General features: G+C 71.8%; 14 protein-coding genes. 1 reads left to right on the forward strand and 13 read right to left on the reverse strand.

Annotated elements, in window-relative coordinates; translation table 11 throughout:
• Positions 1-26: 26 nt before the first annotated feature.
• The 11 genes from lgt to hisI all read right to left on the reverse strand — a co-directional run bounded on the left by lgt (position 27) and on the right by hisI (position 9,295).
• A complete protein-coding gene (gene lgt, locus ACIOKD_RS08345; RefSeq protein ID WP_402079962.1) occupies positions 27-1,025 on the reverse strand; it encodes a prolipoprotein diacylglyceryl transferase in 999 nt (332 codons plus the stop codon).
• A 126-nt stretch (positions 1,026-1,151) separates the two neighbouring features.
• Positions 1,152-1,928, reverse strand: coding sequence for a DsbA family protein (locus ACIOKD_RS08350; protein WP_402079965.1), 777 nt, complete (start codon positions 1,926-1,928; stop codon positions 1,152-1,154).
• A gap of 75 nt (positions 1,929-2,003) precedes the next feature.
• A complete protein-coding gene (trpA, locus tag ACIOKD_RS08355) occupies positions 2,004-2,822 on the reverse strand; it encodes a tryptophan synthase subunit alpha (RefSeq protein ID WP_402079968.1) in 819 nt (272 codons plus the stop codon).
• Positions 2,819-4,111, reverse strand: a complete 1,293-nt coding sequence (gene trpB / locus ACIOKD_RS08360) for a tryptophan synthase subunit beta (RefSeq protein WP_402079971.1) — start codon at positions 4,109-4,111, stop codon at positions 2,819-2,821. Before trpB ends, trpA begins: the two co-directional genes overlap by 4 nt.
• A 169-nt stretch (positions 4,112-4,280) precedes the next feature.
• Positions 4,281-4,544: a tryptophan biosynthesis modulator TrpM gene (trpM, locus tag ACIOKD_RS08365; protein ID WP_402079973.1), complete on the reverse strand. Its 264-nt coding sequence runs from the start codon at positions 4,542-4,544 to the stop codon at positions 4,281-4,283.
• A gap of 9 nt (positions 4,545-4,553) precedes the next feature.
• A complete protein-coding gene (trpC, locus tag ACIOKD_RS08370; RefSeq protein ID WP_402079976.1) occupies positions 4,554-5,363 on the reverse strand; it encodes an indole-3-glycerol phosphate synthase TrpC in 810 nt (269 codons plus the stop codon).
• A gap of 176 nt (positions 5,364-5,539) precedes the next feature.
• Positions 5,540-5,989 carry a DUF2752 domain-containing protein gene (locus tag ACIOKD_RS08375; RefSeq protein WP_402079978.1) on the reverse strand — a complete coding sequence of 150 codons (450 nt, stop codon included), beginning with the start codon at positions 5,987-5,989 and terminating at the stop codon, positions 5,540-5,542.
• Positions 5,990-6,076: 87 nt separating this feature from the next.
• Entirely contained in the window at positions 6,077-6,310 is a 234-nt protein-coding gene (locus ACIOKD_RS08380; RefSeq protein WP_402079981.1) for an HGxxPAAW family protein, read from the reverse strand.
• Positions 6,311-6,586: 276 nt separating this feature from the next.
• Complete coding sequence (locus ACIOKD_RS08385) at positions 6,587-7,228, reverse strand: TIGR02234 family membrane protein (RefSeq protein ID WP_402079983.1); 642 nt, start codon at positions 7,226-7,228, stop codon at positions 6,587-6,589.
• A gap of 139 nt (positions 7,229-7,367) precedes the next feature.
• Complete coding sequence (locus ACIOKD_RS08390) at positions 7,368-8,855, reverse strand: anthranilate synthase component I (RefSeq protein WP_402079986.1); 1,488 nt, start codon at positions 8,853-8,855, stop codon at positions 7,368-7,370.
• 11 nt (positions 8,856-8,866) lie between these two features.
• Positions 8,867-9,295, reverse strand: coding sequence for a phosphoribosyl-AMP cyclohydrolase (gene hisI, locus ACIOKD_RS08395; protein WP_402079989.1), 429 nt, complete (start codon positions 9,293-9,295; stop codon positions 8,867-8,869).
• Between the two features lie 116 nt (positions 9,296-9,411).
• Here hisI and ACIOKD_RS08400 point away from each other — a divergent pair, with 116 nt between their 5' ends.
• Complete coding sequence (locus ACIOKD_RS08400; RefSeq protein ID WP_402079992.1) at positions 9,412-10,047, forward strand: TIGR03085 family metal-binding protein; 636 nt, start codon at positions 9,412-9,414, stop codon at positions 10,045-10,047.
• Between the two features lie 54 nt (positions 10,048-10,101).
• On the opposite strand, the gene ACIOKD_RS08405 is transcribed toward ACIOKD_RS08400, so the two are convergent.
• Together ACIOKD_RS08405 and ACIOKD_RS08410 are read right to left on the reverse strand one after the other, a co-directional pair.
• Entirely contained in the window at positions 10,102-11,346 is a 1,245-nt protein-coding gene (locus tag ACIOKD_RS08405; RefSeq protein ID WP_402080688.1) for an MFS transporter, read from the reverse strand.
• A gap of 87 nt (positions 11,347-11,433) precedes the next feature.
• Positions 11,434-12,021: an ArsR/SmtB family transcription factor gene (locus ACIOKD_RS08410; RefSeq protein ID WP_402079995.1), complete on the reverse strand. Its 588-nt coding sequence runs from the start codon at positions 12,019-12,021 to the stop codon at positions 11,434-11,436.
• Positions 12,022-12,174: the final 153 nt, after the last annotated feature.

The following is a 12,174-nucleotide window of genomic DNA, read 5'->3' on the forward strand; positions in this document are numbered from 1 at the left end:
CGCCCCCTTCCACGTACCCGCGGAGGTCAGGACTTCTTGGCCGACCCGGCCTCGTCCTTCTCCTCCGCCTTGTCCTCTGCCTTGTCCTCTGCCTTGTCCTCTGCCTTGTCCTCCGCCTTGTCCTTGTCGGAGTCGGCGGCGGCTGTGGTGTCCTCGGACTTCTTGTCCAGGTCCACCGCGGCGCCGTCCTCGTCCGTGTCATCGTCCGGGGCGGCCGGCTCGACGATCTCTTCGCGGCCCGGCCTGTGCCTCGCCGACAGCACGATGTAGAGCACGGCGAGGAGGAAGACCACGACCGCGGTCCAGCAGTTCAGACGCAGGCCCAGGAAGTGGTGGGCCTCGTCGACACGCATGTACTCGATCCAGAAGCGGCCTGCGCAGTACGCGGCGACGTACAGCGCGAAGGCACGGCCGTGGCCGAGCTTGAAACGGCGGTCGGCCCAGATGACGAGGACCGCGACACCGATGCACCACAGCGACTCGTACAGGAACGTCGGGTGGTAGTAGCCGGGCTCCCGGCCGTCCGTCACGGACGTGATGTGCAGCGCCCAGGGCAGGTCGGTCTCGCGCCCGTACAGCTCCTGGTTGAACCAGTTGCCCCAGCGGCCGATGGCCTGCGCGAGGGCGATACCGGGGGCGAGGGCGTCGGCCCAGGCGGGCAGCGGGATGCCACGGCGGCGGCAGCCGATCCAGGCACCCACCCCGCCGAACGCGATGGCCCCCCAGATGCCGAGGCCGCCCTCCCAGATCTTGAAGGCGTCGACCCAGTCCTGACCCTCGCTGAAGTACAGCTGGTAGTCGGTGATGACGTGGTACAGCCGCCCGCCGACGAGGCCGAACGGTACGGCCCACACGGCGATGTCCGCCACGGTGCCTGGCCGGCCCCCGCGCGCGACCCACCGCTTGTTGCCGAGCCAGACGGCTACGAAGACGCCGATGATGATGCAGAACGCGTAGCCACGCAGCGGAATGGGGCCGAGGTGCAGCACACCGCGCGAGGGGCTGGGGATATAGGCAAGTTCCATGGCGGAGTCGACGCTACCCTGCCGGGCGGCACGTAGGGCAACCCGCCCGGGCTACGGGTCCATAACGAGACCGCGCGGGAGCGCCGGGGCCCGGCCGGGGGCGCCCGGCCGGGTAGCCCGCCGGGCTCACGCCTTGTCGGCCTGCCGCACCATCTGCTTCAGCTTGGCCGGGGTCATCGTCCGGTCCTGGTAGATGTTCTTCCCGTTCAGCAGGACCGTCGGTGTGCCGCTGAAGCCGCCGCCCTGGAATGCCTGGTGGGACTTGGCGACCCAGCTGTCGTGCGTGCCGTCCTCGACGCACTTCTTGAACGTGCCGGTGGTGAGCCCGTCGACCTTTCCGGCCAGCTCGATCAGCTTGCCGTTCTTCGCGTACGCGTCGTCCGTCTCGGCGGGCTGGTTCTCGAAGAGCACGTCGTGGTAGGCCGGGAACTTTCCGGCGTCCTGGGCGCACGCGGCGGCGTTGGCGGCACGCAGGGAGCCGCTGCCGCGCATGTTCCCGTCGATCAGGGTCGCCAGGTGGTACTCGACCTTCAGCTGTCCGGAATCCGTCAGCTCGTGGATCGTCGAGCGGTAGCCGTCCTCGAAGCTCTTGCAGGCCGGGCAGCGGAAGTCCTCCCACACGGTGAGGGTCGACTTCGCGCTCTCCCTGCCGACGGGGATGGCGAGGCTGTCGTCGCCGTTCGCCCCCGAGGGAGCCGTCAGCGGTCCCGCCTCGGTGTCCGCCTTGTCGTCGCCCGAGTTCGCGGCCAGGACGCCGATCACCCCGGCCAGGGCCAGTACGCAGACGATCGCTCCGCCCACGACCAGCACCCGGCGGCGCTTGTCGGCCGTCTTCTGCTTGTCTCGCTCTTCCGCCAGCCGCTCGCGGGCGGTGCGCTTTCCCTCACGGTTCTTCTCGCTCACATCCCGCAGAACGAACCGGGGAGGCGCACCGCGCCTCCCCGGCCCCAGGTCCACCCGTTCGAGTGAGTAAACCGTTTACTGCATCGCGCCGCGCACGCCCTTGGCGAGGTCGGCGGCGAGAGCGCGTACGGCGTCCAGGCCCGCGGCCTCGTCGGGGGCGTCCAGCATCAGCTTCACGAAGGCCGAACCGACGATGACGCCGTCGGCGAAGCCCGCGACCTCGGCCGCCTGTACGGCGTTCGAGACGCCGAGGCCGACACAGACCGGGAGGTCGGTGGTGGCCTTGGTGCGCCGGACGAGGTCCTGCGCCTGGGCGCCCACGGACGCGCGGGTGCCGGTGACACCCATCAGCGAGGCCGCGTACACGAAGCCGGAACCGGCCTCGGTGATGTCGGCGAGGCGGGCGTCCTTGCTGCTGGGCGCGACGACGAAGACGGTCGCGAGCCCGTGCTTCTCGGCGTGCTCCCTCCACAGTGCCGACTCCTGGACGGGGAGGTCGGGCAGGATGCACCCGGCGCCGCCCGCCTCGGCCAGTTCGGCGGTGAAGCGCTCCACCCCGTAGCGGTCGATGGGGTTCCAGTACGTCATCACGAGGACGGGCCTGCCGGTCGCCTCGTAGGCCTCGCGGACCGTGCGCATCACGTCCGCGATCTTGACGCCGCCGCGCAGGGCGATGTCGTCGGCGGTCTGGATGACGGGTCCGTCCAGGACGGGGTCGCTGTGCGGCAGCCCGACCTCGACGACGTCCGCGCCGCCCTCGAAGACGGCCTTGATCGCCGCGATACCGCCGTCCACGGTCGGGAAGCCGGCCGGCAGGTAGGCGATCAGCGCGGACCGGCCCTCCGCCTTCGCCCCGGCGAGGGTGTCACTCAACAGCTGTACGTTGCCGCTCACTTGGCGTCCCCCTCGATCTCGGCGGTGTCGCTGCCGGCGTCCGCCTCGACGACGGCGTCGGCGCCCTCGTCGTACAGGCCGAAGTACCGCGCGGCCGTGTCCATGTCCTTGTCGCCGCGGCCCGAGAGGTTGACGACGATCAGGCCGTCCGGACCGAGTTCCCTGCCGACCTCCAGGGCCCCGGCGAGCGCGTGGGCGCTCTCGATGGCCGGGATGATGCCCTCGGTGCGGGAGAGCAGGCGCAGTGCCTGCATGGCCGCGTCGTCGGTGACGGCGCGGTACTCGCCCCGGCCGCTGTCCTTGAGGTAGGCGTGCTCGGGGCCGATGCCCGGGTAGTCGAGTCCGGCCGAGATCGAGTAGGGCTCGGTGATCTGGCCCTCCTCGTCCTGGAGGACGTAACTGCGGGAGCCGTGCAGGATGCCCGGTTCGCCGACCGTCAGGGTGGCCGCGTGCTCGCCGGTCTCGATGCCGTGTCCGGCGGGCTCGCAGCCGATGAGGCGTACGTCCGCGTCCGGGATGAAGGCGTGGAAGAGGCCGATGGCGTTGGAGCCGCCGCCGACACAGGCGATCGCCGCGTCGGGGAGGCGGCCCGCGCGCTCCAGGATCTGGCGGCGGGCCTCGACGCCGATGACGCGGTGGAAGTCGCGGACCATCGCCGGGAAGGGGTGCGGTCCGGCGACCGTGCCGAACAGGTAGTGGGTGCGGTCGACGTTGGCGACCCAGTCGCGGAAGGCCTCGTTGATGGCGTCCTTCAGCGTGCGGCTGCCGGACTTCACGGCGATGACCTCGGCGCCGAGCATGCGCATCCGGGCCACGTTCAGGGCCTGGCGCTCGGTGTCGATCTCGCCCATGTAGATGGTGCATTCGAGGCCGAACAGCGCGCAGGCGGTGGCCGTGGCGACGCCGTGCTGGCCGGCGCCGGTCTCGGCGATGACGCGGGTCTTGCCCATGCGCCTGGTGAGCAGGGCCTGGCCGAGCACGTTGTTGATCTTGTGGGAGCCGGTGTGGTTGAGGTCCTCCCTCTTCAGGAAGACGCGGGCGCCCCCGGCGTGCTCGGCGAACCGCTCCACCTCGGTGAGGGAGCTGGGCCGGCCGGTGTAGTGGACGAGCAGGTCGTCCAGTTCCCGGGCGAACTCGGGGTCGGACTTGGCCTTGTCGTACTCGACGGCGACCTCGTCCACGGCGGCGACCAGCGCCTCCGGGATGAACTTGCCGCCGAACGCGCCGAAGTAGCCCTCGGCGCTGGGAACCCGGCCCTCGGGGTCGGGAATGAAGAACTCGCTGGACATGCGGTTACCTCGCAGGGGCGTCGGCCCCGTAATCGGTCGGAAAGGGGTCACGTGGGTCGCGTGGCACCTTCGGTGAGCAGCACATTTCGTCCCGCCGCGGGAACGACCTCGCCGCGGGAACGACCTCCCCGCCGCGACGGCGACACACCCGGTGTTCAGGAGACGCGGCTCAGCTCGCCACGGGTGACACGCGCCGACGCCATCGCATGCCGTTGACTTGTCCCGGCTCGTCGCCGATGACATACCGCACCCGACGACCGTGCACGCGCCGCGCGGGCGCCCGGCAGCCGCGCGGACGGCAGCCGCGGGCGAGCCGGGCGTAGGGGCCGGGAGCCGGCGAGAGTCCCGCGTCGACGGACCGGACACACGCCGGACCACCGTCGGGGCGGGCGCCCGGACGGGTGGTCGCGGCGGGGGTTCGGCCGGTGCTCATCGGGAGATGTCAGCCCCGTCCGTGCCGCAGCGCGGGGTGCGCGCCCGCGGCGACCAGGTCCGAGACGGCGGTCTTGGGATCCCGGCCGGTCACGAGGGACTCGCCGACGAGTACGGCGTCGGCGCCCGCGTTGGCGTAGGCGATGAGGTCGTGCGGGCCGCGGACACCGGACTCGGCGATCTTCACGATGTGCGCGGGGATCTCGGGCGCGATGCGCTCGAAGGTGCCGCGATCGACCTTGAGGTCCTTGAGGTTGCGCGCGTTGACGCCGATGACCTTCGCCCCGGCGTCCACCGCCCGGTCGATCTCGTCCTCGTCGTGCACCTCGACGAGCGGGGTGAGTCCGATGGACTCGGCGCGCTCGATGAGGGACTCCAGGGCGGGCTGGTCGAGGGCGGCCACGATGAGCAGCGCGAGGTCGGCCCCGTACGCCCGGGCCTCCCACAGCTGGTACGACGTGACGATGAAGTCCTTGCGCAGCACCGGGATGTCGACCCGGGCCCGGACGGCCTCCAGGTCGGCGAGCGAGCCGCCGAAGCGGCGCTGCTCGGTGAGCACGGAGATGACGGCCGCGCCGCCCGCCTCGTAGTCCGCGGCGAGGGCCGCGGGGTCGGCGATCGCGGCGAGGGCGCCCTTGGACGGGCTGGAGCGCTTGACCTCGCAGATGACCTTGACGCCGTCGCCGCGCAGGGCCGCGACACCGTCCTTGGCAGGCCGGGCCTTCGCGGCGCGCTCCTTGAGCTCGTCGAGGCTGACGCGCGCCTGCCGTTCCGCGAGGTCGGCACGGACTCCGTCGATGATCTCGTCGAGCACACTCACGCGAGCGGCCCCCTTCCCTGACGGTGAACGGTTCAAGCGGTTGAATCGGTTCTGCTGTGGACCGGGGTTTCGTCGCATCGGACGAAACCGGTGGTCACTGCGATGGTATCCGCAGGAGGGCTTGGGCCTCACATCCGGTTGACGGCGGTCCCACTACCTGGACGTTCCCTGATTGATCAAGGGTGCAGCCAGCCACCGAACGGCAGGTTCCGGACAACGGTGAAGACCAGCGACAACGCGCCCAGCGACCACAGCAGGGCAGGCCCGGGATCGACGCGCGTCGGACGGCCCCGGACCGTGCGGACCACCCAGACGGTCCACAGCACGGCGAAGACCAGATAGCCGATGACGGCGAGCGCGTTGGCCCCGAGGGCCGCCCCGAAATCCCCGTGCACGACGGCGTGGGCGCTGCGCAGCCCTCCGCAGCCGGGGCAGTACAGGCCCGCGTAGCGGAGCAGGGGGCAGGCGGGGTAGTGGCCGGGTTCGTTCGGGTCGACGGTTCCCACATACGCGAAGGCCGCGGCGACGGCCACGAGAAGCCCGCCGGGCACGGCGAGCCGTCGTACCACGGCCGCGGATCCGCGAGCGGGCGTCACCCTCGGATAGTCGGCGTTCACGCGTCGCATTCTGCCGCGCCGGGGTGCCGGCCGCACACGGCGGGAGGCGGCCCCGGCGCCCGAAGAGCCGAACCCGTCTGCTGGGCGACTCCGTGGTCAGCTGTCGGCCGACGCCACCTGGTGGGTGGGGTGCGAGTTCTTCGGCTGGCCGAGGCCCGCCGCGCGCATGGCCGTGCCGACCACGCCACCGAGGACGACGATGACCATGCCGGCCCAGAAGCCCAGCGGGCTGGCCAGCACCATGAAGGCACCGGAGACGCAGAAACCGATGAAGGCGATGATGACACCGGTCCAGGCGGCCGGGGTGTGGCCGTGGCTGCTGCCCGCCATGACTTGCTCCTCGTTGCTGTACGTGTGTGAGCCGGACGCTCGCCCCCATTGTCCCGCACGGGAGTGTGCGCGCTTCCACTGGGGTTCACGGACGGGTGCGGGTGCGCGGGGGTCAGCCGCGCAGTTCCCCGCACCCCCAAAAACGGGGCCACACCCCAACTGCCGCCCTCAGGGGCGCGGGGAACGGCGCAATCTTTCCGCCTTCGGGGGCGCGGGGAACGGCGCGAACGGCCCTCACCGGCCCGCGGCCGAGAACGCGACCCGCCGGTGGAACGGTCACGCCCCGGTAGGATCCTCGCCCCGGTCCAGCGCCTTCCAGATCTCCTCCGGCCGGTCCGGATCGACCGGCGCCCGGACGCGCCGGGGCCGAGGCGTCCCGTCCCGCTCGTACCGCCCCGACATGGTCGGCCACGACCGCCCGTACCGCAGTGCCAGAAGCCCCGCGAGAAGCAGCAGCAGACCGCCCACCGCGGCCACGTACGGCCAGCCGGTGTGCGTCATGGTTCCCACGGTCGCGGCCGTGTCCCCGGTGGCCGCGGCGGCCTTCTCGTCCAGCGCGGAGCTGTCGGAGAGACCGAGCACCGCCGCGGCGATCGTGCCGGCGCCCGAGAGCGCGAGGAGCCCGGCGACCAGAAAGCGGCCGGCCCGGCGGACGGCGAAGACGGCGACGAGGGAGGCGAGTCCCACGATCGCCAGGGAGGCGGGGACGCCCGTGACGTCACTGCCTGAGGCGCTCAGCGGGAAGTCGCCACCGGCCACGGTCGCCCTGCCGCCCGACCAGCCGCGCCGGGTGGCGAGCAGCACGAGGGCCGCGCCGAGCGCGCCGGAAGACAGGGCGACGGCGAGGCTTCGGCGGCCGGAGCGGGCGGGCCCGGGAGCTTCGGATCGGGGGTGCGGTACAGCAGTCACGTACCCCACTATCGCCTGAACTCAGGGCGAACCGTCACCCGAGGACACGTGAGCCACGTCGCACTGCCCGCGAATGTCTGCTTGTCGACCTCTTGACGACCGGTGCCCCCGCGACGACCGGCGCCCCGGTGACGGCCGGCGCCCCCTGTCAGGAGAGCCGGTTGGCCGTGTGGACCGCGCGCAGGACCGCCGCCGCCTTGTTGCGGCACTCGGCGTCCTCGGCGACGGGGTCCGAGTCGGCGACGACCCCGGCGCCCGCCTGCACGTACGCCGTCCCGTCCCGCAGCAGGGCCGTGCGGATGGCGATGGCGGTGTCGGAGTCGCCCGCGAAGTCGAGGTAGCCGACGCAGCCGCCGTACAGACCGCGCCGCGAGGGCTCCAGTTCGTCGATGATCTGCATCGCGCGGGGCTTGGGGGCGCCCGAGAGCGTACCGGCGGGGAAACAGGCGGTGAGTACGTCGAAGGCCGTACGGCCCTCGGCGACCTTGCCGGTGACGGTCGACACGATGTGCATGACGTGCGAATAGCGCTCGATGGACATGAAGTCGACGACCTCCACCGAACCCGGCTCGCAGACTCGCCCCAGGTCGTTGCGGCCCAGGTCGACGAGCATCAGGTGCTCGGCGCGCTCCTTGGGGTCGGAGATCAACTCGTCGGCGAGGGCCTGGTCCTCCTGGACGGTGGCGCCGCGCGGCCTGGTGCCCGCGATGGGATGGACCATCGCCTGCCCGTCCTCGACCTTGACCAGTGCCTCCGGGGAGGACCCCACGACATCGAAGCCGTCGAAGCGGAAGAGGTACATGTACGGGGAGGGGTTGGTCGCCCGCAGGACCCGGTAGACGTCCAGCGCGCTCGCCGTGCACGCCGTCTCGAAGCGCTGGGAGGGGACGACCTGGAAGGCCTCGCCGGCCCGGATGCGCTCCTTGATGTCGTCGACGGCGACCTGGTAGTCGGGGCCACCCCACAGCGCGGTGTACTCGGGGAGTTCGGACGGCGGAAGCGCGGCCGGCGGCTGCGAGACGGGCCGTGAGAGGTCCGCCTCCATGGCGTCGAGGCGGGCCACGGCGTCGTGGTAGGCCTCGTCGACACCCGAGTCGAGGTCGTTGTGGTTGATCGCGTTGGCGATCAGCAGGACCGAGCCGTCCCAGTGGTCCAGGACCGCGAGGTCGCTGGTCAGCAGCATGGTCAGTTCGGGCAGTTTCAGGTCGTCGCGCTCGCCGGGGCCGATCTTCTCCAGGCGGCGCACGATGTCGTAGCCGAGGTAGCCGACCATGCCGCCCGTGAACGGCGGAAGCGCCTGGCCGTCGGCGAGGTCGTGCGGGGTGTGCAGGGTCTCGATGGTGGCGCGCAGGGCCGCGAGGGGGTCGCCGTCGGCCGGGACCCCGACGGGCGGGGTGCCCAGCCAGTGCGCCTGTCCGTCGCGCTCGGTGAGGGTGGCGGCGGAGCGGACGCCCACGAAGGAGTAGCGGGACCACGTGCGACCGTTCTCCGCGGACTCCAGGAGGAAGGTGCCGGGGCGTTCGGCGGCGAGCTTGCGGTAGAGCGCGACGGGCGTGTCGCCGTCCGCGAGGAGCTTGCGGCTGACGGGGATGACACGCCGGTCGGTGGCCAGCTTGCGGAAGGTGTCGAGGTCCATGGCCGCTGACCTTACTGATCCGCGGCAGGCACGCCGGAACCGGCGTCCCCGGCGTCCCCGGCGTCCCCGGCGTCCTTGAGGAGCACGTCGGCGTCGAAGCAGGTGCGGTCGCCGGTGTGGCAGGCGGCGCCCACCTGGTCGACCTTGACCAGCACGGTGTCGGCGTCGCAGTCGAGCGCGACGGACCTGACCCACTGGAAGTGCCCGGAGGTGTCGCCCTTGACCCAGTACTCCCGGCGGCTGCGCGACCAGTAGGTGCACCGCCCGGTCGTCAGCGTGCGATGCAGCGCCTCGTCGTCCATCCAGCCGAGCATCAGCACCTCACCGGTGTCGTACTGCTGGGCGATGGCGGGTACGAGCCCGTCGGCGCTGCGCCTGAGGCGTGCGGCGATCTCGGGGTCCAGGCCGCTGGGCGTGCTGGGCGTGGGCGTGCTGGTCATGCCGACCATTGTGCCGCGCCGGCCAACCGCTCCCGGACGGCGTCCACTGGCTGAGAGCGGAGATCGTCGGTCCGCAGGAGTGGGCGGACCGCCGGGGCGGTCGTAGGCTGGCAGACATGTCGACCCATGCGAAGCGTGAACGACTTCTCCTCGCCGATCTGTTGGAGGCCGAGGGACCGGACGCCCCCACTCTGTGCGAGGGCTGGAACACCCGGGATCTCGCCGCCCATGTCGTAGTGCGCGAGCGCCGCCCGGACGCCGCCGGCGGCATCCTCATCAAGCAGCTCGCCTCAAGGCTCGACCGGGTGATGGCGGAGTTCGCCGCGAAGCCGTACGAGGAGCTGATCCAGCTCATCCGTACGGGACCGCCGCGTTTCTCGCCGTTCTCCCTGAAGCAGATCGACGAGGCGTCGAACGCGATCGAGTTCTACGTCCACACCGAGGACGTACGCCGTGCCCGGCCCGACTGGGTCCCCCGGGTGCTCGACCCGGTCTTCCAGGACGCCCTGTGGTCCCGTCTCGAACGCGCGGCCCGGCTGATGGGCCGGGGCGCGCCCACCGGCCTGGTCCTGCGCCGCCCGGACGGCCAGACGGTCGTGGCCCACAAGGGCACCCCCGTGGTCACGGTCACCGGTGACCCCTCCGAGCTGGTCCTCTTCGCCCACGGCCGGCAGGGTGTGGCCGATGTGGAGGTGGACGGCGACAAGGACGCGATCGCCAGGCTCCAGGAGACGAAGCAACTGGGTCTGTAGGCCGGTCCGCGCACCCGTGCCCCGCGAGGGCGCGGGTGGCTGGACGGGTGGCCGCTACCGGGGAAGTTCCGCGTGGCGCAACGCCCGGGAGCCAAGCCCTGTCAGCCCACCGAGCGCGCACACGCCCGCGCTGGCGGCGAAGACGGGGCCGGTCCCCCACAGCGCGATCGCCGCGCCGGTCAGCGGGAACGTGAGCGGGGCGAGCCCCAGGTTGAAGAGATTCGCCACGGAGGTCACCCGTCCGATGTACGCGGGATCCGACTCGGTCTGCATCAGCGCCCCGCACAACGCCCCGCTCAGCCCGGCGAGCAGGCCGACGGCCAGCGCCACGCCGACGGCCGCGGCGAGCGTCGGCATGTACGCGATCGCCCCGACGGCGACGGCCCCGACGGCGATCGTCACGGACAGCACCAGCCCCGCGCGCGGCACCCGCCCCCGCACGGTCAGCAGCAGGGACATCGCTCCCGCCCCGGCCCCGAAGCCGGCCAGCACCCAGCCCATCCCCGAGGCGCCCCAGCCGCGTTCGTCCGCGAGCAGGGTCAGTCCGACGTTCAGCGGGCCGACGAAACCCAGGTCGCTCAGCGCGATGACCACCATGAGCCGGGCGAGGACGGGGCTGCGCCGGATGTAGCTCAGTCCGTCGCGCAGTTCCCGTGCGGCCGTCGGCCGTGGGGGCAGGTCCTGTCCGACAGCCCCGTCCCACGGCCGGCGCCTCATCCGGACGGTCGCCAGCAGCGGCAGTGAGACCGCGAAGAGCAGCGCCGCCGTGCCGAAGGCCGCCGCGGCGCCACCGAGGGCCACTCCGAGGCCGCCGAGCGGAGCGCCCACGACGTTTGCGAGACGGCTCGCCATGCCCCGCATGCCCTGTACGCGGGCCAGTTGGCCGCGGGCGGTGATCCGGGCCGGCAGCGCGCCGAGCGCGGGCATGAGCACGGCGTCGACCACGCCGAAGACCAGAGCGAGCACCCCGAGCAGCCACAGCCCGGGACTGCTGACGAGCAGCAGGACGGCGACGGTGACCACCGCCGCGCACCGCACGCCGCTGCTGGTGAGCAGCACGCGACGCGGGCCGAAACGGTCGGCGATCACTCCCCCGCCCAGGATGAGCAGGGCACGCGGTACGGCGCTCGCGGCCATCACGAGCCCGGCCTGCGAGGGCGTACCGGCCTGTACGGCGGCCCAGGACAGCGCCATGTAGTAGACGTTGTCGCCGGTCGCCGAGGCGGCGTACGCGCCGAGCCAGCGCAGGACGTCGGGGTCGCGGTGCGCGGGTCGTTCCCCGGTCACCGGTTCGGACATCGCGGGGGTGGCGGTCACATCGACGGCCTCTCTCAGGTCTCTCAGGTCTCAGGTTGCAGGTCTCAGGTCTCAGGTCTCTCAGGTCTCTCAGGTGCGGAACGGGAACGCGAGCGCGTGCAGCGCGACGTTCTCGCGCCCCTCGGTCTCGCCGGCGGCCTCGGCGGCCCGCCCCTTCTCGTCGTACTTCTTCGCCAGGGCCAGCAACTCCGCGCTCAGCTCGGCGAGTTCGGCGGCGGTCAGCCGTAGCAGGGACTCGTTGTCCGGGGCGGCGGAGTTCCACTCGGGGCCCCAGGTGAGGCGTTCGTCGAGGTAGCGGCGGTACATGTCGGAGCGCTGCCGGTGGAAGAGCCGGGTGGCGGCCAGGTGCGCGGCGGCTCTCTCGGGCGCGTCCCGGAAGTCCCTGTCCCTGATGCTCACGCCCTGGGTGGCGGGCTGCCACCAGCGCTCGCGGGCGTCGCCGCTCTGCGGGTCGGCCGCCTCGATCAGCCCGTGCTCGGCGAGTTTGCGCAGGTGGTAGCTGACCAGTGAGACGGCCTCGTCGACCTGCTCGGCGAGCTGGGAGGCGGTGGCGGTACGGGCCACGCACAGGCCCCGGTACAGCTGCATCCGCAGGGGGTGGGCCAGGGCCTTGAGGGTGCCGAGGTCCGTGATCGGGTGGTTCTCCGTGCCGGTCATACCGTCACCGTAGATACGAAAGAAAAGTTGCGCAATAAAAACTGCGCAATACGACTGCGCAATACGAACTGCGCGACTTGTCCTTCGTATCAGCGCGAAAAAGAGCCCCGGCCGCGGCCGGGGCTCTCATCGGTATCGGTATCGGTATCAGTA

This window comes from Streptomyces sp. NPDC087844, from assembly GCF_044742785.1.
Lineage (GTDB): Bacteria > Actinomycetota > Actinomycetes > Streptomycetales > Streptomycetaceae > Streptomyces.

Bases quoted from the DNA above. Each gene is read 5' to 3' on its own strand.
- ACIOKD_RS08410 (WP_402079995.1), bottom strand. From the start codon at position 12,021: ATGACCGGCACGGAGAACCACCCGATCACGGACCTCGGCACCCTCAAG.
- ACIOKD_RS08390 (WP_402079986.1), bottom strand. From the start codon at position 8,855: ATGGACCTCGACACCTTCCGCAAGCTGGCCACCGACCGGCGTGTCATC.
- ACIOKD_RS08400 (WP_402079992.1), top strand. From the start codon at position 9,412: ATGTCGACCCATGCGAAGCGTGAACGACTTCTCCTCGCCGATCTGTTG.
- trpB (WP_402079971.1), bottom strand. From the start codon at position 4,111: ATGTCCAGCGAGTTCTTCATTCCCGACCCCGAGGGCCGGGTTCCCAGC.
- ACIOKD_RS08405 (WP_402080688.1), bottom strand. From the start codon at position 11,346: ATGTCCGAACCGGTGACCGGGGAACGACCCGCGCACCGCGACCCCGAC.
- ACIOKD_RS08375 (WP_402079978.1), bottom strand. From the start codon at position 5,989: ATGCGACGCGTGAACGCCGACTATCCGAGGGTGACGCCCGCTCGCGGA.
- lgt (WP_402079962.1), bottom strand. From the start codon at position 1,025: ATGGAACTTGCCTATATCCCCAGCCCCTCGCGCGGTGTGCTGCACCTC.
- trpM (WP_402079973.1), bottom strand. From the start codon at position 4,544: ATGAGCACCGGCCGAACCCCCGCCGCGACCACCCGTCCGGGCGCCCGC.
- hisI (WP_402079989.1), bottom strand. From the start codon at position 9,295: ATGACCAGCACGCCCACGCCCAGCACGCCCAGCGGCCTGGACCCCGAG.
- ACIOKD_RS08380 (WP_402079981.1), bottom strand. From the start codon at position 6,310: ATGGCGGGCAGCAGCCACGGCCACACCCCGGCCGCCTGGACCGGTGTC.